This window comes from Janthinobacterium sp. PSPC3-1, assembly GCF_049896105.1.
Classification (GTDB): Bacteria; Pseudomonadota; Gammaproteobacteria; order Burkholderiales; family Burkholderiaceae_D; genus Janthinobacterium.
The window spans coordinates 93,880-120,254 of the sequence record NZ_JAFCTQ010000011.1; the positions used below are offsets into that span (position 1 = coordinate 93,880).

The window sequence follows — 26,375 nt, forward strand, 5'->3', positions numbered from 1 at the left end:
AGCTTACTGGTCCCAGGAGCCGATATCGGCGTCGTCGCCGCTACCGCCAGGCTGGCCGTCGGCGCCCAGCGAGATGATGTCGACTTCGCCCTTCAGGCCCGGCGACAAATACTGGTAAGGGTTGCCCCATGGGTCTTTCGGCATTTTTTCCAGGTAGCCGCCCGCCTTCCACCCATTCGCGGCCGGGCCGACGGTCGGTTTTTCCACCAGCGAGCGCAAGCCCTGCTCGGTGGTCGGATAGCGCTGGTTGTCCAGGCGGTACAGTTTCAATGCCTGCATCACGGTGGCGATGTCGACTTTCGCCGCCGCCACCTTCGATTCACCGGTGCGGGCGATCAGCTTGGGCACCACCAGCGAGGCCAGGATGCCCATGATCACCACCACCACCATGATTTCAATCAGCGTGAAGCCGCGCGCGCGGCGCTGCGGTATCGAACGGGTTGCTGCGTTTTGCATAAGAAGAGAGAGAAGTAGGTCAGTGGAGTGCAGAGTATAAAGCCGAAATATGACAAAGCCTGTCATACAGGGAAAATTTAAGAAAATTTATACCGGCGTGTTCAAATCGGCAAGGCGCAGTGGGCAGATTCATCGCCACATACCGGGCAGGCCGGGTCGCGCGCCACGCGCATGCTGCTCCATTCCATGTGCAGGCCGTCGAGCAGCAGCAGGCGCCCGGCCAGCGACGCACCGATGCCCATGATGAGCTTGAGCGCTTCGGCCGCCTGCATGCTGCCGACCACGCCGACCAATGGCGCGAACACGCCCATGGTGGAACAGGCTTCGTCGGTGAACTGCTGATCCTGCGGGAACAGGCAGGAATAACATGGCTGCGTGCCCGTGCGCGGATCGAACACGCTGACCTGGCCATCGAAGCGGATCACGGCGCCCGACACCAGCGGCACCTTGTGCGCCACGCAGGCACGGTTGACGGCGTGGCGGGTGGCGAAATTGTCGGTGCAGTCGAGCACCACGGTGGCCCCTGCCACCAGCCCGGCCAGGCGCGCGCCACTCACGCGCTCCTGCAAGGCGATGACTTCGATGTCAGGATTGATGTCCACCAGCGTGCTACGCGCCGAAACAACCTTGGGCTGGCCGACGCGCTGCGTGGTGTGGGCGATCTGGCGCTGCAGGTTGGTCAGGTCGACCGTGTCGTCATCGACCAGCGTGAGCCGGCCCACGCCGGACGCGGCCAGGTACATGGCGGCCGGCGACCCCAGCCCCCCGGCGCCGATCACCAGCACCTGCGCATCCAGCAAGGCCTGCTGGCCTTCGATGCCGATCTGGTCCAGCAGGATATGGCGCGAGTAGCGCAGCAGCTGGTCGTCGTTCACGGTTTCTGGACGGGGATCTTCTTGTCTTCCGCCTTGATATCGGACTTGATCTCGGGCTTGTCGCTGATCTTGACCGCCTTGGCGTCCGGCCTGGCGCCCGCCTTGGACAATTGCACCGGCAGGCCCTGGAAGTGGTTCAGCGCCTGCTGCAACTGGAAATCGTCCTTGGCGCCGTATTCGAGCGGCTTGCGCTTTTTCGCCGTGGCGATCAATCGCTGCTCTTCTTCCAGCTGGCTTTGCACGGTGCCCAGGGTCGGCGCGGCCGCCTCCGGTTTGCCGTCGTCGCTGTTCAAGTGTTTTTCCAGGTCCGCCTCGCGCACGCGCAGGCTGTTCCAGCCGTCGCCGTCGGCCGTTTCATCGACCAGCATGTCGGGCACGATGCCGCGTGCCTGGATCGAGCGCCCTTTCGGCGTGTAGTAGCGCGCCGTGGTCAGCTTGACGGCGGTGTCGGCCGTCAGCTGGCGCAAGGTCTGCACCGAACCCTTGCCGAAAGTCTGGGTGCCGATCACGGTGGCGCGCTGGTAGTCCTGCAGCGCGCCGGCGACGATTTCCGAGGCCGAGGCCGAACCGGCATTGACCAGCACCACCAGCGGCACGGTTTTCAGCGCGGCCGGCAGCTTGGCCAGCGGGTCGGTCTTGGCGCCCGGCGGCGCGTAAAACTCGCGCCGGCCATAGAACACCTGTTTCGATTCCGGCAACTGGCCGCTGGTCGACACGATCACGGAATCGCCCGGCAAAAAGGCGGCCGAGACGCCGATGGCGCCCGGCACCACGCCGCCCGGGTCGTTGCGCAAGTCCAGCACCAGGCCCTTGAGCTTGGGGTCCTGCGCATACAGGGCGTTGATCTTCTTGACCATGTCGTCGACGGTCGGTTCCTGGAACTGGGCGATGCGCAGCCAGGCGTAACCGGGCGCGACCATCTTGGCCTTGACGCTTTGCACGCGGATTTCCTCGCGCACGATGGGAAACACCAGCGGCTTGCTGTCGCCCTTGCGCGAGATGGTGAGCACCAGCTTGCTGTTCGGCTGGCCGCGCATGCGCTTGATGACTTCATCTAACTGCAAGCCCTTGAGCGGCACGTTGTCGAGGCGGGTGATCACGTCGCCGGCGGCGATGCCGGCCTTGGCGGCGGGGCTGTCCTCGATCGGCGAGACCACTTTCACGTAGCCGTCTTCCATGCTCACTTCGATGCCGATGCCGACAAACTTGCCCTGCACGCTTTCGCGCATTTCCTTGAAGGCATTCTTGTCCAGGTAGACGGAATGCGGGTCCAGCGACGACACCATGCCGGCGATCGCTTCGGACAGCAGTTTTTTATCTTCCACCTTTTCAACGTAATCGCTCTTGATCAGGCCAAACACGTCGGACAGCTGGCGCAGCTCGTCCAGCGGCAGCGGTGCGCCGACCTTCTGGGCGATGGCCGGGAACTGCAGCGTGGCGCCGATGCCGGCCAGCAGGCCCACGCCGATCAAGCCTATACTTTTTACTTTGATGCCCATATGTGATTCGCAATCTGCAAGTGGTACTTAAAACTTGACCCAGGTGGCGGGATCGAAGGCACGGCCCTGATGGCGTAGCTCAAAGTATAGCCCCGATTCTTCGTTGCCGCCGCTGTTGCCCGCGCTGGCAATCGCGTCGCCGCTCCTGACGCTGTCGCCGGCGCGTTTCAGCAAGGACTGGTTATTGCCATAAATACTCAGGTACTGGCCGCCATGGTCGACGATGATCAGGTTGCCGAAGCCGCGCATCCAGTCCGAAAACACGACGCGGCCGGCGGCCACGGCATGCACGTCGCTGCCCTCGCCGGTCTTGATGAACACGCCCTTCCAGGTGGGGCCATCGCCGCGCTTGCTGCCAAAGCGGGCCGCGATGCGGCCGGCCACGGGCGGTCGCAACTGCCCTTTCAGGCTGGCAAAGGCGCCGTCCGGTGGCGCGGGCGCCAGGGTCGGGCGGGCCGGCTCGGGTTTCGGCTCCGGCTTCGGTTCCGGTTTTGGCTCCGGCTTCGGCTCGACCTTGGCGATCTGCGGCGGCTCGTCGTTGTCGATCGGTTCGAGTTTCACCGGCGGCGCCGGGACCGGGACCGGGACCGGGACCGGCTGGGTTTGCGGCTGGGTTTGCGGCTGGATTTTGCCCGATTTGCTCTGCTGTTCTTTGGCCAGGCGTTCGCGTTCGGCCAGCGCGCGCGCTTGCGCCCGTGCCTGCGCCTGGGCTTCCACCTTGGCGCGCGCGGCGAGCAAGCGCTCACGTTTTTCCTCGGCGGCCCTGGCGGCGGCGGCCGCTTTCGCAGCGGCGCGTTGTTCTGCCAGCAATTGCTGGCGTTTCTTTTCAGCGGCGGCCGCGGCCGCCTGCTCTTCGATCAGCTTGGCCAGCTTGTCGACCAGGTTGCCCATGCGCTGCTCGTCGCGCTCGACACTGCCCGCTTCCTTGCGCTTGGCCACCAGGCGCTGCGACAGATTGGCCAGCATGCTGGCGCGGCGTGCCTTTTCCTGTTCCAGCACGACTTTCTGGTCGCGCTCTTCCTGGGCGATCTCTTCCAGCTCATCCTTGGCGTTCTGCACGTCGGCCTGGTTCTTTTCCACCGCCAGCAAGTTCGCGCGCAGCGATTCGAGCAGGCGCGCCTGCGCCTGCGACACATAGGCCATCAGTTGCAGATCGCGGTTGATGCGGTTCGGATTGTCGCCCGACAGCAGCAGCTTCATGCGGTCTTCATTGCCGGCGACATATTGCTCGCGCAGCAATTTCGACAATTGTCCTTTTTGTTTTTCCACCGTCGCCGTCAGCTCGCGGTGTTCCTTGCCCAGCGCATTGAGCTTGACGCTGGTCTCGCTTTGCTCCTGCGCCAGGTCGCGCAGGGCGCGGTTGGCGTTGGAGATCGCCTCTTCCGACTCGGCCAGGGTATCGGCCGCGTCGTCCTTGGCGCTTTCGGTCTGGCTGATGTCGCGTTTCAGGGCCGTCAGCTTTTGCTGCAGGCCGGCACGTTGCAATTCCGCGGCCGCCTTCTGCTTGCTGCGTTCGGTGGGTCTGGCGCCATGCGCGGCGCCGCAAGAGAGCAGCAGCGCCAGGCACAACACGGCGCCGGCACGCCAGGCCGGCAGGGGACGTTCAGCAGAGGGGGCGATCACTGTGCCACGGAAGAAAGACTGCAAAGTTACTTGGCCTTCCCTTGGTTCGCCACGGCGGCCTGGGCCGCCGCAATCGCTGCCGGGTCGCCCAGGTAGTAATGGCGGATCGGTTTCAGGTCCGCGTCCAGTTCATACACGAGCGGCTGGCCGTTCGGGATGTTCAGGCCGACGATGTCGCTGTCGCTGATGCCATCCAGCATCTTGATCAGGGCGCGCAGGCTGTTGCCGTGGGCCGAGATAATGATCTTCTTGCCAGCGCGAATCGCCGGTGCGATTTCCTCGTCCCAGGCCGGCATCACGCGCGCCACGGTATCCTTCAGGCATTCGGTCAGCGGGATCGACGCTTTCGGCAAGCCCGCATAGCGTGGGTCGTTGAACGAGGCACGGTCGTCGCTTTCCTCCAGCGCAGGCGGCGGCGTGTCGTAGCTGCGGCGCCAGACCAATACTTGCTCGTCGCCATACTTGGCGGCCGTTTCCGCCTTGTCCAGGCCCTGCAGGGCGCCGTAATGACGCTCGTTCAGGCGCCAGTCGTTCTTCACCGGCAGGTACATCATGTCCATTTCGTCCAGTGCCAGCCACAGGGTGCGGATGGCGCGCTTGAGCACCGAGGTATAGGCCACGTCGAAAGTAAAGCCTTCTTCTTTCAGGATCTGGCCGGCGGCCTTGGCTTCGTTGATGCCCTTGGCCGTCAGATCGACGTCGGTCCAGCCGGTGAAGCGGTTATCGAGGTTCCAGGTGGACTCGCCGTGACGCATGAAAACGATTTTGTACATGGTTCTATCTTCTAAAAGGTTTCAATCAAAAAAGCAAAGGTAAAAAAGAACTGTTCCGGCTTCTATTTTATAATGCGCGCATTGACTTAAACCATTGGACACTTCGTGAAATTCATTATCGACCATATTTTTCTGTTTGCCATCGTCATCCTGTCGGGCGGCGCCCTGCTCTGGCCACTGCTGTCGATGCGCGGCAAACGCGCCACCGTACTCGAAGTGACCCAGTTGATCAATCGTGGCAAGACCATCGTGGTCGACGTGCGCACGGCGGACGAATTCGCCAAGGGTCACCTGCCGGACGCGAAAAATATTCCAGTGGCAGAACTGGCAAAACGCATGGGCGAGCTGGAAAAATTCAAAACACGCCCCATTGTAGTGGTTTGCCAGAAAGGCTCGCGCTCTGCAACCGCGGTTGCGGCGCTGACCAAAGCTGGTTTCGCTGAAGCAACGAGCCTGGAAGGCGGCATCGACGAATGGACCAAGCAAGGCTTGCCGTTGAAAACGCTGTCGCTGGCCAAACCGTCGCTGGCCAAATAAGGCCCGCCACTTTGCCACCGAGCAATCACACAAGGAGAACACCATGTCCGTCCCCGTAATCGTGTACAGCACCGCCGTGTGCCCATACTGCATCCGCGCCGAGCGCTTGCTCGAAGCCAAAGGCGTGACCGTGCAAAAGGTGCGCGTCGATCTCGATCCTGCCGAGCGCGTCAAAATGATGGAACGCACGGGCCGCCGCACCGTCCCGCAAATTTATGTCGGCGACACCCATGTCGGTGGTTTCGATGACCTGTATGCGCTGGATCAAGCCGGCAAGCTGGACCCCTTGTTAAATGGCACGGCAACCTGATATAAAGTGGGGTCGAGAAATTGCTTGGTTTTTGGCGGTATTGTTTTGATACAATTGCCCTCGCACCCCTGCACGTTGCGCCTATCCGGCGCGGCTTGCCGCAAGCACCGTATTTGCATGCACCCTATTTGAACGGTGTGCCGTTCTTGTCCATTACAACGAAAGCGTTCCATGTCTGACGAAAATCTGCAACCAGTCTTCCAAATCCAACGCGTCTACCTGAAAGACATGTCGCTGGAACAACCGAATTCCCCAGCCATCTTCCTGGAACAAGAAGCGCCGGCCATCGAAGTCGCGCTGGACGTGGGCGCCGAGCCGCTGGCCGACGGCATCTTTGAAGCCACCGTGACCATCACCGTGACGGCCAAGGTTGGCGAAAAAGTCGCTTTCCTGGTTGAAGGCAAGCAAGCTGGTATCTTCGAAGCACGCAACATCCCTGCCGATCAACTCGATCCGCTGCTGGGTATCGGCTGCCCGAACATCATCTACCCTTACCTGCGCGCCAACATCGCCGACGTGATCACCCGTGCCGGCTTCCCGCCAGTGCACCTGGCCGAGATCAACTTCGAAGTGTTCTACCAGCAACGTCTGCAAGCGATTGCTGACGCCGCAGCAGCAGCACCTAACGAAACCATCAACTAAGTTTCAGTATCACTTCGCCACCCCGTCCTGGGTTGGCCCGACACGGCGGCTCGGTTATTCAAGCCGCCGTGTTTCATTCAAGGTTCACCAAACATCATGTTGAAAAGTACGGTCATGAGCAAATTCCGTTGGATGTCAGGCGCGATGCTGTTGCTGGCCACCGCCACCAGCCACGCCGTCGACTTCAAGACCGTGGGCGCGGCGCCCGTGATCCTGTACGACGCGCCGTCCGCCAAGGGCGGCAAGCTGTATGTGGCGCCGCGCGGCATGCCGCTCGAAGTCGTGCTCAGCTACGGCGAATGGGTCAAGGTCCGCGACGCCAGCGGCGAAATGGCCTGGACCGAGGCCAAGGGCCTGTCCGCCAAACGCAACCTGGTGGCGCGCGCCGCCAACCTGAAAGTGCGCGCCAGTCCCGACGACACCTCGTCGGCGGTGCTGCTGCTCGACAAGGGCGTGCTGCTGGAAATGAGCGAACAGCCCAGCAGCGGCTGGATCAAGGTGCGCCACAAGGATGGCCAGACCGGCTACGTCAAGACCAGCGAAGTGTGGGGTCTGTAAGCACATGACCGTTCAAGACAGCAATGCCGCCGGCGCACGCCGCCGCATCACCATCCTCGGCGCCGGCGCCTGGGGCACGGCGGTGGCGATGGCGCTGGCCGCCCGCCACGACGTGATGTTGTGGGGCCGCAACGCCGACGCCATGACCGCCATGGCCGCCAGCGGCGAGAACCCTTATTTGCCCGGCTTTGCGCTGCCGCCACAACTGGCGATCAGTGCCGATTTCGACGCGGCCGTCGCGCACGCCAGCGGCGAACAGGCGCTGCTGATCGCCGCCTGCCCGGTGGCCGGCCTGCGCCCGCTGCTGCAGCAACTGAAACACAAGTCTATTCCCAACCTGGTGTGGCTGTGCAAGGGCTTTGAAAACGGCACCGGCCTGCTGCCGCACCAGATCGTCCAGGATATCCTCGGCGGCAAGGTCGCCGGCGGCACCCTGTCCGGGCCGTCGTTTGCGCAGGAAGTGGCGCGCGGCCTGCCGTGCGCGCTGACCATCGCCTCGCACGACCCGGTGCTGCGCGCCTGCGTGGTGTCGGCCTTACATGGCGGCAATTTCCGCGTCTATGCCAGCGATGACCTGGTGGGCGTGGAAGTGGGCGGCGCCGTGAAAAACGTGCTGGCGATCGCCACCGGCGTGGCCGACGGCCTGGGCCTGGGCTTGAACGCGCGTGCCGCGCTGATCACGCGCGGCCTGGCCGAAATCACGCGCCTGGGCACGGCCCTGGGTGGCCAGACCGAAACGTTCATGGGCCTGACCGGCATGGGCGACCTGATCCTCACCTGCACCGGCGATCTGTCGCGCAACCGCCGGGTCGGCTTGGGGCTGGCGCAAGGCAAGCTGCTCCCCGCCATCGTGGCCGAGCTGGGCCATGTGGCCGAAGGCGTGCCCTGCGCCAAGGCCGTGCGCGAGCTGGCGCAGCGCATGCAGGTCGAGATGCCGATCACCAATGCGGTGGCCGGCGTGCTGTTCGATGGCGACTTGCCGCAGGAAATGGTGCAGCAACTGCTGGCGCGCGATCCGCGCGACGAAGCCAACCGGGTATAAGCAGGCTTAGCGGCCGGCCTTGGCCATCAAGATGGTCAGCAATAACAGGCTGTCTTCGCACGCTTCGAGCGCGTGGGCCTGGCCGCCGTTCAAATACACCATCTGGCCCGGCCCCAGCAGCTGCACGCTGCCGTGGGCGTCGAGCGCTACCTGGCCTTGCAGGCACAGCAGGGTGATTTCCCCCAACACATGATGCTCCGGCATGGTCTTGCCCTTGGGCATGCACATGCGGATCAGTTCCAGCTCGTCCGTCTTGGCCAGCGCGATGGCGGAAAACTGCGACAAATCGTGCCCGTCCCCGTGCTGCACCGTGATTACCTGTCCTGACTTTGCATGCTCAAGTGCCATCATCTGCTCCCAGTCGTGTTAGTCGGCCGCTTCCTCTAGCTCTTCTTTGGCGCTGCGCATCCATTGCACCAGCGGATAGGCATCCTTCAATCCCTCCGCCATCATCGACAACAACTGGTCCGGATCGTTCAAGGGCAACGGCAGCTCGCTCCAGACAAAAAAGCTTTTCAACTTGATGAATTCGATATGCTCTGCGTCGGCGTCAAAACCCTTGGGCGGGCGCTGCAATTTACCCTCGTCCTGGATGGTGCCGAAGCGGGCCTTCAGGCGCTTATTCTTGAGCACTTTGGCAAACCCTGGCGCATCGTTGACCATATGCTCGCGCAGCGCCTTCAGCCGGCCTGGCGGCGGCATGTATTCGCCGGCGCCGAACAGCATGTTGCCGTGGCCATCGATCTGCACATAATACGTGGGGCCGCCGGCCTTGCTGGGACGGCGCATGTCGTTCGGCGCGATCGCCGCCGAGAAACGCGTTTTATACGGGCTCTTGTCATGCGCAAAGCGCACGTCGCGGTTGATGCGGAACATGGCTTTCTTGGGATTGCAGAACTTCACGGCCGGATCGAACTTGCCGAGTTCGGCAATCAATGAAGTCACCAGCGCCAGGAATTCCTCGCGCAGGATATCGTAACGGGGCTTGTTCATGACAAACCAGGGACGGTTGTTGTTTTCGCTCAGTTCACGTAAAAATTGGGTCAAATCACGCACATGCATGTGTCAGTTTCCGATTCGCGGCTATTTGTTGAGGTCCTTGGGGATGGGACGCTTGCCCACCACCACGTCGAGCGCCGCCTCGCGGCTCTTGCGCAGCACCGTCATTTTAGCTTTTTCACCCGGTGGCAGTTGGGCGATCAGGTTCAGCATTTCGGTGGTGTCGCCGACCGGCTTGCCGTCGACGTTGAGCAGGATGTCGCCCGGCTTGATGCCGGCCTTGTCGGCCGGGCCGCCGCGCACCACGCCGGCAATGATGGCGCCGGTGCTGCGCTGCAGGCCGAAGCTTTCGGCCAGCTCTTTGGTGATATCCTGGGTTTCCACGCCGATCCAGCCGCGCACCACGTGGCCGTTCTTGATGATCGCTTCCATCACCGTCTTGGTGGTCGAGACGGGAATGGCAAAGCCGATGCCGACCGAGCCGCCGCTTTGCGAATAGATGGCGGTATTGATGCCGATCAAATTGCCGCGCGTGTCGACCAGGGCGCCGCCCGAATTGCCGAAGTTGATGGCCGCGTCGGTCTGGATAAAGTTTTCAAAACTGTTGATATGCAGGTTGTTGCGGCCCAGGGCGGAAATAATGCCCATGGTCACCGTCTGGCCCACGCCGAAGGGGTTGCCGATCGCCAGCACGGCGTCGCCCACGCGCGCCTGCTCCGACTGCCCCAGCACGATCACCGGCAGCTTGTCGAGCTTGACCTTGATCACGGCCAGGTCCGTTTCCGGGTCCAGGCCCACCACCTGCGCCGGCGCCTTGCGCCCGTCGGTCAGCACGACTTCGATTTCGTCGGCGCCTTCGACCACATGGTTATTGGTGAGAATATAGCCTTCATGGCTGACGATCACGCCCGAGCCGAGGCTGTTTTTCATCGCGCCGCCCTCTTCCTCCATGTCCGGCGTGCGTTCGCCGAAAAAGCGCTTGAAGAAGGGGTCGCGCATCAGGGGGTGGCTGCCGCGCTTGGGCGCCTGGGTGGTCAGGATGTTGACCACCGCCGGCATGGCGCGCGCCGCCGCATCGCGGAAGGAACCGGGCGCCAGGCTGCTCGACGCCGTTTCCACCACCGGGATCGGCGTGGCGGGCGAGCCCAGCTGCTGGACCCGGCTGGCCGGGCGCAATGCGCCGTACACGAAGTACAGCGCCAGCGCGATGGTCACGGTTTGCGCAAACAACAACCAGAAACGTCGCATAAAACTCCACCCAGGTCAGCCGGCCCATTGCCGGAACGGCTTATTGTGCCAGATCGTTGTTTTTTGGTGCGCCCTTGAGCGAGTCACGTATCTCGCGCAGCAACATGATGTCTTCCGGCGTGACCGGTGGCGCGGCCGGCGCCGGCGGCGGCGTATGGGCGCGGCGGGCCTTGTTCATCAGGCGGACCATCTGGAAGATGATAAAGGCCAGAATAATGAAGTTGAGCAAGATGGTGATGAAGTTACCATAGGCCAGCACGGCGCCGGCTTTCTTCGCTTCCACCAGGGTCATGGTGGTGGCCTGGCCATTCAGGGGCAGGTAGTAATTGGCGAAATCGAGGCCGCCAAAAATGCGGCCGATCGGCGGCATGATGACGTCTTGCACCAATGAATCGACGATCTTGCCGAAGGCGCCGCCGATGATGACACCGACCGCCAGGTCGACGACATTGCCCTTCATTGCAAACTCTTTAAATTCTTTCATCATCGCCATTTTTTTCTCCTTCGGAATGTATAAAAAACATGACGATCATACTATTGATTCCATTTGCAGCGAGATTTTGCATGTGCGGTCGCAGCATTCCGGTGCGCCTCAAGCTTTCTAGTTCGAAAGAACTAGCCACTCCCTGCAAAAGTATATAAATTATGGTACAAGCAACGTTTTGGTTTTATTCGTTGTTTGCTTCACTTATAATTTGCGGTTGCCAGCAGGGGCTTTTTTGCCCTGTGGCGATTAACAAGAAAATGGTACAGGCTGCGCCATTGACCGAAGTTCCGCAGGGATATTGCCACGTTAGCGTACAAAGAGACGCAGGCTGGCAAACAGTGGGAAAGCGCTTCGGCGACGGATGTTTCGCGGCTGCCATTCATAATAAAGATTCGCATTTTGACTGATTGGGGTTTGCATGAGTAACGAAAAGCAGGTCGATTCAGGCCGCCGCGGCTTGCTCGTCGCCACGTGCGCGGCGGGCAGTGTAGTCGGGTTGGCAACCGCGGGAGCCTTGGTAAGCACCTTCCAGCCGTCGGAGCGAGCGAAAGCCGCAGGCGCGCCGGTCGAAGTAGACATCGCCACCTTGCAGCCCGGCGAAATGCGCACCGTCGAATGGCGCGGCAAACCGGTCTGGATCCTCAAGCGCACGCCGGAAATGATCGCGTCGCTGAAGAAAACCGACGGCAAGGTCGCCGATGCCAATTCGCAACGCAATCCCGCCGAATTCACGCCCTCGTATTGCATGAACGAAGCGCGTTCCATCAAACCTGAAATCCTCGTCGCGGTCGGTATCTGTACCCACCTCGGCTGCTCGCCTTCCTCGAAATTTACCCCCGGTCCCCAACCTTCCCTGCCCGATGACTGGGAAGGCGGCTTCCTGTGTCCTTGCCACGGCTCCACCTTCGACATGGCCGGCCGCGTGTACAAGAACAAGCCGGCGCCGGACAACCTGCAAGTGCCGCGCCACATGTACTTGAGCGACACCAAATTGGTGATTGGTAAAGACGAGAAAGGCGAGGCTTGATCATGGCTGCTTTCAAAGAAACCAAATTCCCGGCCGATGCCCCGGCCGCCGAAAAAGCGCTGGGCTGGGTCGATGACCGCTTTCCCCTGACCAAGCTGTGGAACGATCAGTGGGGCAAATACTACGCCCCGAAAAACTTCAACTTCTGGTACATCTTCGGCTCGCTGGCGATGCTGGTGCTGGTGCTGCAGATCGTCACAGGCATCTTCCTGACCATGCACTACAAGCCCGATGCGGCGCTGGCCTTCAATTCGGTCGAATACATCATGCGCGAAGTGCCATGGGGCTGGCTGGTGCGCTACATGCACTCGACCGGCGCCTCGGCCTTCTTCATCATCGTCTACCTGCACATGACGCGCGGCCTGCTGTACGGTTCCTACCGCAAGCCACGCGAACTGATCTGGCTGTTCGGTTTCGCCATCTTCCTGTGCCTGATGGCCGAAGCGTTCTTCGGCTACCTGCTGCCATGGGGCCAGATGTCGTACTGGGGCGCCCAGGTGATCGTCAACCTGTTCGGCGCGATCCCGTTCATCGGTCCTGACCTGTCGCTGTGGATCCGCGGCGACTACGTGGTGTCCGACGCCACCCTGAACCGCTTCTTCGCCTTCCACGTGATCGCCATCCCGCTGGTCCTGCTGGGCCTGGTCGCGGCGCACTTGATCGCCTTGCACGAAGTCGGCTCCAGCAATCCGGACGGCATCGAGGTAAAAGAAACCCTGGGCGCCGACGGCCATCCGCTCGATTCGATCCCGTCACACCCTTACTACACCGTGCACGACCTGTTCGGCGTGTCGATCTTCCTGGTAATTTTCAGCGCGGTGGTGTTCTTTGCGCCGGAAATGGGCGGCTACTTCCTCGAATACAACAACTTCCTGCCGGGCGACTCGCTGAAGACCCCGCTGCACATCGCGCCAACCTGGTACTTCACGCCGTTCTACTCGGTGCTGCGCGCCACCACGGCCGACTTCATGTACGTGCTGATGGGCGCCGTCGCCGCCTACGTGGTGTTTATCTGGCTCAAGTCGCGCCTGTCGACCAAGGTCAAGGCGGCGATCGCCGTGATCGCCCTGCTGGCCATCGTCGGCATGCTGCCACAGGTGCTCGATGCGAAATTCTGGGGCGTGGTGTTCTTCGGCGGCTCGGTGGTGATCCTGGCCTTCCTGCCATGGCTCGACCATTCACCGGTGAAGTCGATCCGCTACCGTCCGAGCTGGCACAAGATTGTGTATGCCATCTTCGGCCTGTCGTTCCTGATCCTCGGCTACCTCGGCACGCAAGCGCCAACCGACGCCAAGACCATCGTGTCGCAAGTGTGCACCCTGATTTACTTCAGCTTTTTCCTGCTGATGCCATGGTGGAGTGCAATGGGCAAGTTCAAGACCGTGCCGTCGCGTGTGACGTTTCACGCGCACTAAGCCGATCCCACGCCACGCTCAAAGGACATACATCAAATGAAGATTGCAAAAAAACTGCTCGCCATCCTGGCGTTCGTGCCCGCCCTGGCCCTGGCCAGCGAAGGCGGCTTTCCGCTGGACAAGGCGCCTGATCGCCAGACCAACATGGCGGCGCTGCAACATGGCGCCAAACTGTTCGTCAATTATTGCCTCAATTGCCACGCCGCCGTCTCGATGCGCTACAACCGCCTGAAAGACCTGGGCCTGACAGAAGACCAGATCAAGCAGAATCTGTTGTTCTCCGGTGATAAAGTGGGCGACTTGATGACCACCGCGCTGGCGCCGAAGGATGCCAAGGCCTTTTTCGGCGTGGTACCGCCGGATTTGTCGGTAATTTCGCGCGCGAAATCATCTTCCGCTGGCACAGGCGGCGACTACCTGTATACTTACCTGCGTACGTTCTATAAAGACGACACGCGGCCGACCGGCTGGAACAATATGGTCGTGCCAAATGTTGCCATGCCGCATGTGTTATGGGAGTTGCAAGGTATCCAGACTGCCAAGTTCGTGGAAGAGACTGATCCGCATGATGCGGCCAAGAAAATCCACAAATTTGTCGGCTTCGAACAAGTCAAGCCAGGCACGTTGAACAAGATCGAGTATGACACTGCGGTGGCCGACCTGGTCGGCTACATGGAGTGGATGGCCGAACCGGCACAACAGACACGCAAGCGCCTGGGCGTTTGGGTACTGCTGTTCCTGTCGGCTTTTGCTCTGCTGGCATGGCGCCTGAATGCGTCGTTCTGGAAGGAAGTCAAATAAGTGAGGCACCGGCTGAAGGCCGGTTAATGCCTGTTTCTGCGTTGTCCGCATGAGTGGACAAGCGACCTGGGGTGAGCCGTTCGCGGCTTCACCCCCTTTGTTTCTAAGGAACTATAAAAAATGATGGTTCTCTATTCGGGTACAACCTGCCCATTTTCGCAACGCTGCCGCCTGGTCCTGTTTGAAAAAGGCATGGACTTCGAAGTGCGCGACGTCGACCTGTTCAACAAGCCGGAAGACATTTCGACCATGAACCCGTATGGCCAGGTGCCGATCCTGGTCGAGCGCGAACTGATTCTGTATGAATCGAACATCATCAACGAGTACATCGATGAGCGCTTCCCGCATCCGCAACTGATGCCGGCCGATCCGCTGATGCGCGCCCGCGCGCGCCTGATGCTGTTCAACTTTGAAAAAGAACTGTTCGTGCACGTGCACGTGCTGGAAAGCGAACGCGCCAAGAGCAACGACAAGAGCCACGACAAGGCGCGCGCGGAAATCCGCGACCGCCTGACGACGCTGGCGCCGCTGTTCCTGAAAAACAAGTACATGCTGGGCGACGAATTCTCGATGCTCGACGTGGCTGTCGCGCCGCTGCTGTGGCGCCTGGACCACTACGGCATCGAACTGTCGAAAACGGCCGCGCCGCTGATGAAATACGCCGAACGCATCTTCTCGCGTCCGGCGTATATCGAAGCGCTGACCCCATCAGAAAAGGTCATGCGCCGTTAAGATATCCCCATAAAGCTACTGCGCAGCCCGCTCTCGACTTGGCGTTACTCGCCGTACTAAAGTACGGCTGCGTTACTCAAGCCGATATCGGGCTTGCTCGCTACGCTTTCTGGGGCATCTTGGATTATTTCCAGTTGCTCTGTTTCATTGACTTACCGGTGCGCCCGCCCATGTTGTTGCCGGCGGCGCTCCCGCCTCACCGTGCCTATCATGTCTGAAATCTCAACCAAACCTTATATGCTGCGCGCCATCTACGAGTGGTGCACCGACAGCGGCTACACGCCCTACCTCGCGGTCAAAGTCGATTCGCGCACCACGGTACCGATGGAATACGTGAAGAAAGGCGAAATCGTCCTGAACATCAGCTTCGGCGCCACCAGCGGCCTGAAGATGGACAACGACGCCGTGCGCTTCCACGCCCGCTTCGGCGGCGTCTCGCGCGAAATCTACGTCCCGGTCGACAACGTGATGGCCATCTACGCCAACGAAAACGGCCAGGGCATGGCGTTCGAGCCGGTCCTCGGCAACGACGACCCGCACGGCCAGCCGACCGACAGCCCCGCCTCAGCCGACGCCCCACCGCCGCCCGCCCCGGCAGCGACCGGCCCGACCCTGTCGTCAGTTCCGACCGGCAACACCGAACAACGCGACGGCAACACGCCGCCAGGCGACGACGAGCCACCAAAAAAAGGCGGCCGCCCGACCCTGACCCGTATTAAATAGCGTATAATTCGCAACGCGCAGTTTTTGCCGACTTAGCTCATTTGGTAGAGCAGTTGATTTGTAATCATCAGGTGGCCAGTTCGAAACCGGCAGTCGGCACCAAGAACATCCAGCAAAAAGCCCAGCCTTTCAGGTTGGGCTTTTTGCTTTCTGGAGACAAGACCAGCGCGCCAGCCGATTGCCCCGGGCAATGCCCACCGCATCCCGCCCGGCCTGCCTCAATACCGCATCGCCGGCATGCCGCTGGCGGCGATCAGCGCCAGCGCAATCGGGCCGGCCATGCCCAGCAGCGTGCCGCAGATGATGCCGGCGCTCCACCACCAGCTTTTCCAGCGCGCCAGCAGCAGGGCCACCACCATCTGCGCCAGCATGGCCAGGACATACATGGGGAAGAGGCCGATGTGGTCCAGTTCCATCCAGAACGGCCCGCTGTAGTCGCGCAGGTTCCAGCAAATGGCGCTCCAGACCACCACGATCAGCAGCGCGAGCAGCATGCCGTGGCCAAAGCGGCGCCAGTGGCCATCTGGATGCTGCGGGTTGTTTGCCATGTTTTTTCCCTGGTTCAGAAATAATACCCCGCCTGCAGGTTGATCCTGCGCGTGTAGCCATCGTGCACGCTGGAGGTCGATGCCAGCCCGCCGCCGTCCGGCGACAGGTAGGGGTGGTGCTTGCCCAGCATGAAGTCGGCATAGAACACCCATTTGCCGGATGAAAAGCTGAGGCCACTGACATTCTGCACTGAACTTTTGTAATTGCCGACACGCTTGCGCAGGATGCTGTAGTCGTTGTACAGCTTGAAGCCGCCCAGCGGCCCCAGCTTTCCTGGGATGTCGTAGCTGAGGTTGGCGATATAGATGTCGCCTTTGGACGCCACCGGGTAGGGATAGCCGAAGGCGCCCAGGATGACAAAGCTGTTCGGGTCGAGACCGCCATAGGTCTGGTTCGCGCCGTGGCTGGTGCCATAGCTGTAGCGCAAGGCTTCCAGCATGATGTTCCATGGCCCCGTGCCGCCCCGGTAGTGCAGCGCCACGGCATTGCGGCGGGTATCGCGCCCTTCGCTGCGGGTTTCGTTACGGATGGTGCCGGTGAGTGCGGACAGCCCCACTTCGTGCCGCCCACTGCTGCCGATATGCGCCACCACGCGGCCGGTAAAAGTCATGCGCTCGCGGTCGCGCTGGCCGGTGGCATACCCTTGCCGGTCATCGTCGGGCACGATATTGTACGAGTAGCGATTCGAGGCTGCGGCCGTATTGCCCCCGCCGCCATACGATCCGCCGTCGCGCGGGAAAAAGCCCAGCTGCCACTCGACGGGGCCGGGTCGGCTAGCATAGGTCATGCCCAGGTCGTACTTGTCCTCGAAACCGGTGTAGAACGCCATCGACTCGTAAAAATTGTTGGACGCGAACGGCTGCAGCCCGAACGGATTTTTTACCAGGCCCGCTTGCACCGTGCTCTTGTCGGCAAAGCGCACGCCGGCCCAGCCGTGATGCAGGAAGTGCTGCCAGTAGCCGCCCTGCCCCTTCGGATACCGGTTGTAGCGGTATTGCGCCGAGCTGATCAGCGTGCCGTCGTCAAAATTGACGTCCAGTCGGGCCGTATCCAGGCCGACGAAACCGCTCGGATAGTCGTCCTGCCAGCTCTTGTAGACATAATTGAAGCGGACCGCACCGCCGACGGTCCAGGGCGAACTGGCCACTTCCTCGGCCGATACGGCGTGACACAGCAAGCTCAACGCCCCGGCCAGGAGCGCGCCACGATAGTTTGCAGACATGGTCAATCTCCCTTGTTATTGCAGGCGCAGGGCATCGCGCGTGGCGGCCTGCTGCGCCTGCGGCAGCTTGAATCCGGCAACCACTTCGGCCAGCGCGCTGGCCTGCTGCTGCAGCGATTGCGCGGCGGCGGCGGCCTGCTCGACCAGGGCGGCATTCTGCTGGGTGTTTTCATCCATTTGCGTCACCGCCGTGCCCACTTCGGTGATGCCGCTGCTTTGTTCATGGCTGGCGCTGCTGATCTGCTTGACGATGCCGGCCAGCTGGCGGATGCTGTCGACCACCTCGGTCATGGTCGCGCCCGCGCTCTCCACCAGCCGGCTGCCGGCGTCGACCTGCGTCACGGAGTCGCCAATCAACGCCTTGATTTCCCTGGCCGCTTCGGCCGAACGCCCGGCGAGCGAGCGCACTTCTGTCGCCACCACAGCAAAGCCGCGGCCCATTTCCCCGGCCCGCGCCGCTTCCACCGCGGCATTGAGGGCGAGGATATTGGTCTGGAAGGCGATGCCGTCGATGGTGCTGATGATGTCGACGATCTTGCGCGAGGCAAGATTGATGTCGCCCATGGTCCGCACCACCTGCTGCACCACCTCGCCGCCACGCCCGGCCACCTGGCTGGCGCTGGTGGCCAGTTCGTTGGCCTGCTGGGCGTTTTCCGCATTCTGCTGGACAGTGGCCATCAGTTCCTCCATGGCGGCCGAGGTTTCCTCCAGCGCGCTCGCCTGCGACTCGGTGCGCATCGACAGGTCGCTATTGCCAGAGGCGATCTCGCCCGATGCCGTGCGTACCGTATCGGACGCAACACGGATTTGCAGCAGCACGGCGGCGATCTTGTCGGCGAAACGGTTGAAGGCGCTGGCAATTTGCGTCAGTTCGTCGCGGCCGGACGCATCCATGCGCCGCGTCAGGTCGCCTTCGCCGGAAGCGATGTCTTCCAGCGCGTCGCGCACCAGCAGCATGCGGCGCAGCTGGCGGCTGACGAACACCGACATCAGGCCACCGGCAGCCAGCAGGCACAGCACCGTGATGATGACCGTCATGCGCAGCATCGTGCTCAAGGTCGCAGTGGCCAGGTCGCGGTCGACCGCCGTCAGCAGTATCCATGGCGTGCCCTCGACCTTGGCGGCATACACCATCTGCGCGGCGCCGTCGATCGTCAGCTCGACGTGATCGCCACCCTGGACCAGGCGTGCCAGCAGCGCGGCATCGAGCCCGGCGGCCAATTCGATCAGCGGCTTGAGGGTCAATTCCTTGCGCGCGTGGGCCAGGATGGTGTTGTTGGTGCCATCGACCAGCACCGCAAAACTTTTTTCAGTCGGGTGGATGGCGTTGACTTTCCTGACGACCGAGGTCAGCTTCGCGTCGGCGCTGACCACGCCCGCGAGCGGACCGCCAGCCTGCGTGAACACGGGCTCCACGAAGCTCACGTACAGTTCGCCGGTATTGGCATCGGCATACGCGGGCGTGATGGCGGGACCGCCGGTCGACACGGCCAGCTTGTACCAGGGGCGCGCCGTGCCGTCGAAGTCCGGTGGCACCGTCCAGCCGCTGTAGACAGCCCGCTTGTCGCTCAAGGCAAAGCCCACCGAATCCATGGCCCCGGCCTGGCGCGCCGTATCGAGCGCGGGCTGCGGGTCCGCCTGGACTACGGCCACCTTCAGCGCGCTGGCAATGCGCTGCTTGTCCTGCACCCACTCGGTCAGCTCACGCGCATACTGGCGCGTGACATCGCTGATCTGCTTGTCCAGCGAGGACAGCACATTGGCACGCACGGTCACGAAGGTCACCAGCGAAAGGAGCACCAGCGCCACCGCGACGATGGCAATGGCGATGGCGATAAGGCGCGCACGCAGAGTGTGGAACATGGCAACTCCAAAATGAAAAAAGGGACGCAGCCAACAAGAAAAGTCCACGCTGTCGTGCGAGCACGAAGCCCGAATTCAGCTATGCCTGCCACGCGTACAGTTAAACTCAGCGCAGCATATTGCGTCAAGTCAACTATTTGCCATTCATGGCATTTATGGCAAGAGTGTGGTGAAATTGCAAATTCACCCCTTCTGAGCAGAAAAGATAGCCGATGCGTTCAAAGCCATCCGATTATGTTCGATGGATACGGGTCATCCCTTTGCTCCCAGCCGACAGGGCTTACAGCAATGTCAGCCTGTTTTCAATTCTGGCCACAGCATGCATGGCATGGGCAGGCAAAGATTGCAGCGCGTAGCGCCACACGCTACAATCGCGCATGATCAAGACATTTCAGCACAAAGGCTTGAAGGTTTTTTTCGAGACGGGAAGCATGGCCGGCATCCAGCCAGCCCATGCGCCGAAGCTGGGTGCGATGCTGCGCCGCTTGAACGAAGCAAGTGATCCTCAAGGCATGAATCTGCCGGGCTGGCGCTTGCATGCACTCAAGGGCAAAGCCCTGCAGGACCACTTTTCAGTGTGGGTGAATGGCAACTGGCGGCTGACATTCCGGTTTGACGGCAGCGACGCCATCCTGGTCGACTATCAAGATTATCATTGAGAAAAATATCATGACAAACATGTTCAATCCGCCGCATCCTGGCCTGACGCTACGCGATGACGTGCTGCCCGCGTTGGGTGTGTCCGTGACCGAGGCGGCGCAGCAGCTGGATGTCAACCGTGTCACGCTGTCGCGCGTCCTCAATGGCCACGCGGCGATTTCACCAGAGATGGCGTTGCGCATCGAAGCCTGGTTGGGCAAGGAGCGCGGGGGCGAGGCGCGCCTGTGGCTGGCGGAACAGAACGCCTATGACATCTGGCAGGCACAGCAACGTTTCGCCATTGCCCCGATGCAGGTCACGCCGGCGCCGCTGGCGGCTTAAGCTGCCGGCACCTTGTAGCCATCCGTCAAGGTCTTCAAAAACACGATCACATCGGCGATTTCCCGCTCGTTCAGGGCCGGCGCCTGCCCCTTTTTCCGGTCGAATGGCGGCTCGACATTGACGTTCGCCTCCAGGCCGGGCGGCAGGTCGTCGTACTTGTGCACGCTGCCATCGCTATTTTTCGGATACCATTTTTGCGGCGCCGTATCGCGCTGCACGTAGAAGCGCAGCACCTGTTCCAGGCTGGTGAAGCTGCTGTTGTGGAAGAAGCTTTTACGCAGCGCCACGTTGCGCAGGGTCGGGGTCTTGAAGCTGCCGCAGTATTCCTGGTGATCTTTCAGATCCGTGCGGTCGGGGCCGCACAAGCCCATGTCAAAAAATGCCGGATCGGCGTTGGCGGGCAGCTTTTTATTGCGCGGCACGCCGATATTGATCAGGCCGTAGTCGGTAAATTGCGGGAAGGCGCCGCCGGGCGTGATCTGGCTGATATGGCAGGAGGCGCAATTGCCCTTGGTCTCGTCGTTGAACAGGGCCAGGCCGCGCAATTCCTGCGGATTCAACTTGACCTGCTTGCGCAGAAAGGCATCGTACTTGCTGGTGTAGGGATAAAAATCCGCCGGGCTTTCCTGGAACACTTCGAGCGACATCAGGGCCCGGCGCAGTGCCTGCTCCGGTTGTTCAAAGATGTTCTCGCCATAGGTTTTTTTGAACTGCGCCGCCAGCGGACCGTGCCGCAATTTGTCCACCACGGCGGCGGCGTCAACGTTGCCCATCTCGTGCTTGGCCAACAGCGGCGTCAAGGCCTGTTCATGGCCAGACTGGGCGCGGCCGTCCCAGTTGCGCCCGCCGGTCGGGCCCGCATCGATGCTGTCGTCGCCATCGTCGTCATGGAAATGTTCGGTGAATGATGGCGCGTTCTGCAGGTAGCGCAGCGAAGGCGCGGCGCGCGTGCCGGCATCCTTCAGTTCGGGGCCGCCCAATTGCACCGCCAGCCCATTCGGCGGGCCGTAGGCGTGATCCGGGCTGTGGCAACTGGCGCATGACAGCTTGCCGGAGATGGACAGGCTCGGTTCGAAAAACATGGCGCGGCCCATGGCCGTCATGTCCGCCACCGACGGCTGGTTCCGGGCCGGCGCGTAGGCGGCATTCAGATAGGCCGGCGGGGCGGCAGCGGTGGCCGGCTTGGGAAGCTGCTGCGGCTGGCAGGCGGCCAGCAGCAATAAAAAGGGCGTGAACTTCATCATGGCGGCAATCGAACAGCTGTGAACATGGGCGGCCAGCGTAGCAACGCCATATGACCGCTGCGTGACAAATCGGCCGCCAATGCCGCCGCAACATTACGGCATGTATCGCATGTAACGGAACATGGACATGTCACGCAGCGGACATATTGCTTGCCTAGCATCCGTGCTTTTCCACCCTCACACCCAGAAGGCATGAGCATGAAACCGCACGCAAGACCTGTATTACGCCCGCTCCGATTACGCCCCCTCCCCGTCTTATTGTCGCTGGCGCTGGGCGCCGGCCTGGTGGCCTGTGGCAGCAACTATGCCCTGGCGCCCACCACCAAGGGCCAGGTGATCGGCAGCTACTATGAAAACGCCCAGGTGTGCCTGGAAAGCACGACGGCAAAACTGACCTGCGCCAGCGATTCGGCGCCCGTGCGCACGGCCGCCGACGGCAGCTTCACGGTGGAAGGCGAAGGCGCCGTGCTGGCCATGGTCGGCACCGATGCGATCCGCCACGAAGTGGTGGGCGACGCCGGCAGCAAGGTCACGCAAAAGCTGCTGCTGCGCGCCCCCGCCGGCCACGCGGGCTTCGTCAGCGCCCTGTCGACCGAACTGGCACAGGTGATGGATGGCAATGGCGGCGATTTCGCTGCCGCCAGCAGCAAGCTGGCGGCGCGCATCGGCGTGTCGGAAACTGCCCTGGCGTCGGACTTCAACAAGGCCAGCGGCGATGAACTGGCGAAGCTGAAAGCGGAAAACACCAGCGTCACCACGGTGATCGCCGGCGCCAGCGCGCAGGCCGCACCCGCAGACGCCCTGGCCGCCCTGAACAGCGGCCTGGCGCTGAACAATATCCAGACCATCGTCGTGATCTACGCGGAAAACCGCGGCTTCGACAATCTGTACGGCCTGTTCCCGGGCGCCAACGGCGTGCCGGGTGTCAACCCGACTTCGACCGGCGGCTATGTGGCGCAAAAGGATATCGACAACAGCACCCTGCCCGTGCTGCCACCGACCTGGGGCGGCATGACGGCCGCCGGCCAGAGCACCGTGATCACGCAGGCGCAATCGGCCAACCTGCCCAACAAGCCGTTCCAGATCGACGATGCCAACAGCCCGATCAGCCTGCCGCAATCGGTGATCACGCGCGACCTGGTGCACCGCTTCTACAACAACCAGATGCAGATCAATGGCGGCGCCAACGACAAGTTCGCGGCCTATTCCGATGCGGGCGGCCTCACCATGGGCTACTACGACGGCAGCAAGATGAAGCTGTGGGATATCGCCAAACAGTACGCGCTGGCCGACAACCTGTTCATCGGCGCCTTCGGCGGCTCGTTCCTGACGCACCAGTACCTGATCTGCGCCTGCGCGCCGACTTATCCGAACGCGGACACCTCTGTCGCCAAGGCTTCGATCTCGAAGATCGATGTCGACGCCAAGGGCAACTTCGTGCGCCTGACGCCGGCCGCCACCGCGCCGGCCACGGTGCTCAATGGCGCGCCAGTCTACGCCAACGACAACACGCTGACGCCGGCCGACAGCAGCGGCATGTTCTACGCCGTCAACACCATGCAGCCGGCTTTCCAGCCCAGCAGCAATGCACCGGCGTCCGGCGACAGCAGCAAGCTGTATGCCGATACCACCAAGGCCAATACCTTGCCGCAGCAGACGCAGACGAATATTGGCGACTTGTTATCCGGAAAGAACATCGACTGGGCCTGGTATGCGGGCGCCTGGAAGGACACCACGGCGCTGGCCACGGCCAGTGCGCGCGGCAGCAGTTTCCCGAGCCCACCAAACTTCCAGTTCCACCACCAGCCGTTCAATTATTTCGCCAGCATGGACCCGGTCAAGGCGCCCGCCTACCGCGCTGCCCACTTGCGCGATTTCGACAGCCAGTTCATGACGGATGCGGCCGCCGGCAAGCTGCCGCCGGTGACCTTCTACAAGCCGCAGGGCAATTTGAACCAGCACGCCGGTTACGCCAGCGTGGCCGATGGCGACGCGCATATCGCCAGCGTCATCGCGCAGTTGAAAAAGAGCCCGCAGTGGAAGAACATGCTGGTGATCGTCACCTACGATGAAAACGGCGGCTTCTATGACCATGCCGCGCCACCGAAGGGCGACCGCTGGGGTCCCGGCACGCGCGTGCCGGCGATTTTGGTCTCGCCGTACGTGAAGAAGGGCCTGGTCGACCATACGCAATACGACTCGGCCTCGATCCTGCGCGCGATTACCCACCGCTTCTCGCTGCCGGTGCTTGACGGCTTGAGCACGCGCGACAAGGCACTGGTCGCCAATGGCGGCAAGCCGATGGGCGACTTCAGCGCGGCGCTGGCCTTGCTGCCGCAGGAGTAAAACCTAGCCCTTGCGGCTGTCGAGCCATTCCTGGCCGCCGGCCGCCAGGGCGACGGCGATCACTTTTTCCGGCAGGCTGTAGACGGTGGCCCAGCTGGCGCGGCCGTCCGCCGTATTGGCCGGAAAGCTGTGCGTCTCGATCGGCCAGTGATATTTGCGTTTCAATGCCTTGACGATGGCGGCCAGCGAGACGCGGCCCTGCAGGGGTTCGGCGCCGGACTGGTCGCGGTTCGACAGCAGCACGGCGAGGACCTGGCCGCGGCCCGTGCGCGCGCCGGGAAAGGTGGGGGTTTTGTTTGCCATCGCCTATTTTTGCACAGTGTCGGTGTTTCTTACAGTCAGCGCATTTCCCTTCAGTTCGCTTTACGCAAGTCCTTGATTCGACTTGGATTTTTTTGTTTGGCACGCAAGCTGCTTATCAACGTCGACAGCGACACTCGGATACCCCTTCTGAATGTCCCCGACTGAACCGACCATGATAACGAGGCTGCGATGAACGTCGATCACCCACGAAGCAAAACCCTAGGCCTGTTCGCCGCGCTCGCCGCAGCCGGTTTGCTGGCCGCCGGCCAGGCGCAGGCCGGCGCGTATGGCCTGGCCGTCAACGATATCAACAATTTCCGCATCACCACCAGCGCCGGCACCCTGTCGCTGACGGGCGCCAACCGCAACGCCAGCGACAGCACGTATTTTGAAAATGCCGCCGCCGTCAATCCGCGTGCCGTCAACACCGGCCCCGCCGCCAATGCCGATGTGCTGCAGGTATGCGCCGGCGGTGGTTGTAGCGGCCTGCCACAAAACAACTATGCGCACAGCACGGTGCTGGAGTTTGCACGCGGCGACGCCCATTCCTTCGGCAATATGCTGACCACCGCCGGCGCCACCATGCGGGCCGTGTCGGAAGCGCAGCGCGATACGGTGGGCGCCGCCTCGTCGACGGCGGGCGATACGCTGACGGGCTCGGTCAACCTGACCTTGTCGAGCGCCGGCTTCATCACCTTCAGTTTCATGGCGCGCCGCGACCTGCGCAGCAGCGTGACGACCCTGGGCGACAAGTCGAATGTGTCGATCATGGATATCTTCAGCATTTCCTGCAATGCCGGCAGCCCCGCCGGCTGCGCCGCGCGCGCCAACGCCGACGGCATCGTGTTCCAGTTCGCGCCCGATGGCGACGCCAACAATGGCAGCGACGTGAACGGCAACCACACCACCGGCAGCCTCGATCCGTTCAGCATGAACGTGACGGCGGGCACCAACGATCCGCGCACCTCGCGCACGTTCACTAACGACTTTGCGCTGTTTTCGCTGACCTCGAATTTTGCCTTGCCGGCCGGCAGCTACACCCTGAACTTTTCCAAGTCCACCCGCACCGATATCGTCGTGGTGCAGCAAGTCCCGGAGCCCGGTACCCTGCTGCTGCTGGGCATCGGCCTGGCGGCGCTGGCGAGCACGCGCCGGCGCCAGGCTTGCACTGCATAATGGACTACCCGAGCCGCGCCAGCGCCTGGCGCGCCAGTTCCAGCTGCTGCACATAGTAGCGGTGCAGCACGGCCGGATCGATATCGCGCCCGAGGATCAGCCGCAGTTCGCTGGCAGGGCAATCGGCGGCGGCGAATTCGATATTGCCGCCCAGCTGGCGGGCCAGCTGGCGCGCCGCCTGCCGCTGCGCCGGCCGGTATTCCACGCGCGTGCGGGCCACCCGGAACGACGAGGCGTTAGCCGTACGAACCACCTGCAAGTCACTGCCGGCCAGGCTGCGCGCCAGCGCCGCCGCCATGCCCGGCTTGCCATTTCCATTGAGAATTTCCAGCCGCAGGCGCGGCGCGTCCGGCGGGCTGGCCGCCGCCACACGCTGCAGCACCGCCATGCCGGCACTTTGCGTAATGTCGATGCGGTCCATCACCGGCGCCACCGGCGCGGGCACCGGCATGGCCTCGGCCTCGGCCCGGACGCGCGGCACCTCGCGTGCCTGCAGGCTGTGCGCCTGGTCCTGCATGCGCGCCGCCCGTTCGTGCTGCCCCAGCCTGGCCAGCACCTGCGCCAGCTGTTGCCAGGCCAGCGCATTGCGCGGGTCGAGCAGGCAGGCTTTTTCCAGCACCGTCACGGCGTCGGCATCGCGCCCTGCCAGCCTGTAAGCATGACCCAGGTTGCGCAACAGATAGGCATGGCGCGGCTCCCGCAGCGCGCCGCCGGCCAGCAGGGCCTCCCAGATGGCGATGGCCTGCCGCACTTCGCCACGCTGCGCATGCAGCACGGCCTGGCCATTGCGTTCGGCAGGATCAACGGGAAACGCGACCGGGACCGGGACCGGGACCGGGACCGGGACCGGGACCGGGCCAGGATCGGTGACGGGGCTGGCGCAGGCGCCCAGCAAGATACAAGCGCCGGCAACGGCCAGGCGCGGCAGGGTAATCGACATGGGA

29 protein-coding genes and 1 tRNA gene are annotated in these 26,375 nt (G+C 62.4%); 15 read left to right on the forward strand and 15 right to left on the reverse strand.

Annotated features, from left to right (window positions below):
• Positions 1 to 3 precede the first annotated feature (3 nt).
• The 5 genes from gspG to gpmA form a co-directional block, all read right to left on the reverse strand.
• A complete protein-coding gene (gspG, locus tag ACP7B7_RS13955; RefSeq protein ID WP_308923444.1) occupies positions 4 to 456 on the reverse strand; it encodes a type II secretion system major pseudopilin GspG in 453 nt (150 codons plus the stop codon).
• Positions 457 to 557: 101 nt separating this feature from the next.
• Positions 558 to 1,331: a HesA/MoeB/ThiF family protein gene (locus tag ACP7B7_RS13960; protein WP_426077045.1), complete on the reverse strand. Its 774-nt coding sequence runs from the start codon at positions 1,329 to 1,331 to the stop codon at positions 558 to 560.
• Positions 1,328 to 2,830 (reverse strand): S41 family peptidase, encoded by a 1,503-nt coding sequence (locus tag ACP7B7_RS13965; RefSeq protein WP_426077046.1) that lies wholly within the window; start codon positions 2,828 to 2,830, stop codon positions 1,328 to 1,330. The genes ACP7B7_RS13960 and ACP7B7_RS13965 overlap by 4 nt, the downstream gene beginning before the upstream one ends.
• Before the next feature lie 27 nt (positions 2,831 to 2,857).
• Positions 2,858 to 4,402, reverse strand: coding sequence for a murein hydrolase activator EnvC family protein (locus tag ACP7B7_RS13970; RefSeq protein WP_426077081.1), 1,545 nt, complete (start codon positions 4,400 to 4,402; stop codon positions 2,858 to 2,860).
• 77 nt (positions 4,403 to 4,479) lie between these two features.
• Positions 4,480 to 5,226, reverse strand: coding sequence for a 2,3-diphosphoglycerate-dependent phosphoglycerate mutase (gene gpmA, locus ACP7B7_RS13975; protein WP_308923441.1), 747 nt, complete (start codon positions 5,224 to 5,226; stop codon positions 4,480 to 4,482).
• 105 nt (positions 5,227 to 5,331) lie between these two features.
• Between gpmA and ACP7B7_RS13980 the strand changes: the two genes are divergently transcribed.
• The 5 genes from ACP7B7_RS13980 to ACP7B7_RS14000 all read left to right on the forward strand — a co-directional run bounded on the left by ACP7B7_RS13980 (position 5,332) and on the right by ACP7B7_RS14000 (position 8,315).
• Positions 5,332 to 5,763, forward strand: a complete 432-nt coding sequence (locus ACP7B7_RS13980; protein WP_308923440.1) for a rhodanese-like domain-containing protein — start codon at positions 5,332 to 5,334, stop codon at positions 5,761 to 5,763.
• A 43-nt stretch (positions 5,764 to 5,806) separates the two neighbouring features.
• Entirely contained in the window at positions 5,807 to 6,073 is a 267-nt protein-coding gene (grxC, locus tag ACP7B7_RS13985; protein WP_308923439.1) for a glutaredoxin 3, read from the forward strand.
• A 171-nt stretch (positions 6,074 to 6,244) separates the two neighbouring features.
• Entirely contained in the window at positions 6,245 to 6,715 is a 471-nt protein-coding gene (gene secB, locus ACP7B7_RS13990) for a protein-export chaperone SecB (RefSeq protein ID WP_308923438.1), read from the forward strand.
• A gap of 114 nt (positions 6,716 to 6,829) precedes the next feature.
• Positions 6,830 to 7,273: an SH3 domain-containing protein gene (locus ACP7B7_RS13995; RefSeq protein ID WP_308923437.1), complete on the forward strand. Its 444-nt coding sequence runs from the start codon at positions 6,830 to 6,832 to the stop codon at positions 7,271 to 7,273.
• 4 nt (positions 7,274 to 7,277) lie between these two features.
• Positions 7,278 to 8,315, forward strand: coding sequence for an NAD(P)H-dependent glycerol-3-phosphate dehydrogenase (locus ACP7B7_RS14000; protein WP_308923436.1), 1,038 nt, complete (start codon positions 7,278 to 7,280; stop codon positions 8,313 to 8,315).
• Between the two features lie 6 nt (positions 8,316 to 8,321).
• On the opposite strand, the gene ACP7B7_RS14005 is transcribed toward ACP7B7_RS14000, so the two are convergent.
• The 4 genes from ACP7B7_RS14005 to mscL are packed head-to-tail and all read right to left on the reverse strand — an operon-like array spanning position 8,322 to position 11,055.
• Positions 8,322 to 8,666 (reverse strand): hypothetical protein, encoded by a 345-nt coding sequence (locus ACP7B7_RS14005; protein WP_308923435.1) that lies wholly within the window; start codon positions 8,664 to 8,666, stop codon positions 8,322 to 8,324.
• A gap of 15 nt (positions 8,667 to 8,681) precedes the next feature.
• Positions 8,682 to 9,377, reverse strand: coding sequence for a DUF2461 domain-containing protein (locus ACP7B7_RS14010; protein WP_426077047.1), 696 nt, complete (start codon positions 9,375 to 9,377; stop codon positions 8,682 to 8,684).
• Between the two features lie 21 nt (positions 9,378 to 9,398).
• Positions 9,399 to 10,562 carry a Do family serine endopeptidase gene (locus ACP7B7_RS14015; protein ID WP_308923433.1) on the reverse strand — a complete coding sequence of 388 codons (1,164 nt, stop codon included), beginning with the start codon at positions 10,560 to 10,562 and terminating at the stop codon, positions 9,399 to 9,401.
• Between the two features lie 40 nt (positions 10,563 to 10,602).
• The gene (gene mscL / locus ACP7B7_RS14020) at positions 10,603 to 11,055 is read right to left on the reverse strand and encodes a large conductance mechanosensitive channel protein MscL (protein WP_308923432.1); all 453 of its coding nucleotides are present in this window, start codon (positions 11,053 to 11,055) and stop codon (positions 10,603 to 10,605) included.
• Between the two features lie 412 nt (positions 11,056 to 11,467).
• Here mscL and petA point away from each other — a divergent pair, with 412 nt between their 5' ends.
• The 6 genes from petA (at position 11,468) to ACP7B7_RS14050 (ending at position 15,849) form a co-directional block, all read left to right on the forward strand.
• A complete protein-coding gene (gene petA, locus ACP7B7_RS14025) occupies positions 11,468 to 12,076 on the forward strand; it encodes a ubiquinol-cytochrome c reductase iron-sulfur subunit (protein ID WP_308923431.1) in 609 nt (202 codons plus the stop codon).
• Positions 12,077 to 12,078: 2 nt separating this feature from the next.
• Positions 12,079 to 13,491, forward strand: coding sequence for a cytochrome b (locus tag ACP7B7_RS14030; protein ID WP_426077048.1), 1,413 nt, complete (start codon positions 12,079 to 12,081; stop codon positions 13,489 to 13,491).
• 36 nt (positions 13,492 to 13,527) lie between these two features.
• Positions 13,528 to 14,292: a cytochrome c1 gene (locus tag ACP7B7_RS14035; protein ID WP_308923429.1), complete on the forward strand. Its 765-nt coding sequence runs from the start codon at positions 13,528 to 13,530 to the stop codon at positions 14,290 to 14,292.
• Positions 14,293 to 14,412: 120 nt separating this feature from the next.
• On the forward strand, positions 14,413 to 15,024 hold the full coding sequence (locus ACP7B7_RS14040) for a glutathione S-transferase N-terminal domain-containing protein (protein WP_008443913.1): 612 nt from the start codon (positions 14,413 to 14,415) through the stop codon (positions 15,022 to 15,024).
• A 210-nt stretch (positions 15,025 to 15,234) separates the two neighbouring features.
• Positions 15,235 to 15,747: a ClpXP protease specificity-enhancing factor gene (locus ACP7B7_RS14045; protein WP_308923428.1), complete on the forward strand. Its 513-nt coding sequence runs from the start codon at positions 15,235 to 15,237 to the stop codon at positions 15,745 to 15,747.
• A gap of 26 nt (positions 15,748 to 15,773) precedes the next feature.
• Positions 15,774 to 15,849 (forward strand) — tRNA-Thr (locus ACP7B7_RS14050).
• A gap of 116 nt (positions 15,850 to 15,965) precedes the next feature.
• On the opposite strand, the gene ACP7B7_RS14055 is transcribed toward ACP7B7_RS14050, so the two are convergent.
• Genes ACP7B7_RS14055 through ACP7B7_RS14065 form a run of 3 tightly spaced genes read right to left on the reverse strand, consistent with a single transcriptional unit; the run spans position 15,966 to position 19,381 of the window.
• Positions 15,966 to 16,295 carry a hypothetical protein gene (locus ACP7B7_RS14055; protein WP_308923427.1) on the reverse strand — a complete coding sequence of 110 codons (330 nt, stop codon included), beginning with the start codon at positions 16,293 to 16,295 and terminating at the stop codon, positions 15,966 to 15,968.
• A gap of 14 nt (positions 16,296 to 16,309) precedes the next feature.
• Positions 16,310 to 17,518 (reverse strand): hypothetical protein, encoded by a 1,209-nt coding sequence (locus tag ACP7B7_RS14060; RefSeq protein ID WP_308923426.1) that lies wholly within the window; start codon positions 17,516 to 17,518, stop codon positions 16,310 to 16,312.
• Positions 17,519 to 17,533: 15 nt separating this feature from the next.
• Positions 17,534 to 19,381 carry a methyl-accepting chemotaxis protein gene (locus tag ACP7B7_RS14065; RefSeq protein WP_426077049.1) on the reverse strand — a complete coding sequence of 616 codons (1,848 nt, stop codon included), beginning with the start codon at positions 19,379 to 19,381 and terminating at the stop codon, positions 17,534 to 17,536.
• Positions 19,382 to 19,758: 377 nt separating this feature from the next.
• Between ACP7B7_RS14065 and ACP7B7_RS14070 the strand changes: the two genes are divergently transcribed.
• Both ACP7B7_RS14070 and ACP7B7_RS14075 read left to right on the forward strand, forming a co-directional pair.
• Positions 19,759 to 20,040, forward strand: a complete 282-nt coding sequence (locus tag ACP7B7_RS14070; protein ID WP_426077050.1) for a type II toxin-antitoxin system RelE/ParE family toxin — start codon at positions 19,759 to 19,761, stop codon at positions 20,038 to 20,040.
• Positions 20,041 to 20,050: 10 nt separating this feature from the next.
• On the forward strand, positions 20,051 to 20,362 hold the full coding sequence (locus tag ACP7B7_RS14075; RefSeq protein WP_308923423.1) for a HigA family addiction module antitoxin: 312 nt from the start codon (positions 20,051 to 20,053) through the stop codon (positions 20,360 to 20,362).
• Here the strand turns inward: ACP7B7_RS14075 and ACP7B7_RS14080 are convergent.
• Entirely contained in the window at positions 20,359 to 21,603 is a 1,245-nt protein-coding gene (locus tag ACP7B7_RS14080; RefSeq protein WP_308925636.1) for a cytochrome-c peroxidase, read from the reverse strand. The two genes, ACP7B7_RS14075 and ACP7B7_RS14080, sit on opposite strands and share 4 nt — an antisense overlap.
• 201 nt (positions 21,604 to 21,804) lie before the next feature.
• Between ACP7B7_RS14080 and acpA the strand changes: the two genes are divergently transcribed.
• Positions 21,805 to 23,952 carry an acid phosphatase gene (acpA, locus tag ACP7B7_RS14085; RefSeq protein WP_308923422.1) on the forward strand — a complete coding sequence of 716 codons (2,148 nt, stop codon included), beginning with the start codon at positions 21,805 to 21,807 and terminating at the stop codon, positions 23,950 to 23,952.
• Between the two features lie 3 nt (positions 23,953 to 23,955).
• Here acpA and ACP7B7_RS14090 read toward each other — a convergent pair whose 3' ends face one another.
• Positions 23,956 to 24,255, reverse strand: a complete 300-nt coding sequence (locus ACP7B7_RS14090) for a hypothetical protein (RefSeq protein ID WP_426077051.1) — start codon at positions 24,253 to 24,255, stop codon at positions 23,956 to 23,958.
• A 189-nt stretch (positions 24,256 to 24,444) separates the two neighbouring features.
• Here ACP7B7_RS14090 and ACP7B7_RS14095 point away from each other — a divergent pair, with 189 nt between their 5' ends.
• Positions 24,445 to 25,431 (forward strand): EDSAP-1 family PEP-CTERM protein, encoded by a 987-nt coding sequence (locus ACP7B7_RS14095; protein ID WP_426077052.1) that lies wholly within the window; start codon positions 24,445 to 24,447, stop codon positions 25,429 to 25,431.
• Between the two features lie 4 nt (positions 25,432 to 25,435).
• Here ACP7B7_RS14095 and ACP7B7_RS14100 read toward each other — a convergent pair whose 3' ends face one another.
• Positions 25,436 to 26,371 (reverse strand): LytR C-terminal domain-containing protein, encoded by a 936-nt coding sequence (locus ACP7B7_RS14100; RefSeq protein WP_426077053.1) that lies wholly within the window; start codon positions 26,369 to 26,371, stop codon positions 25,436 to 25,438.
• Positions 26,372 to 26,375: the final 4 nt, after the last annotated feature.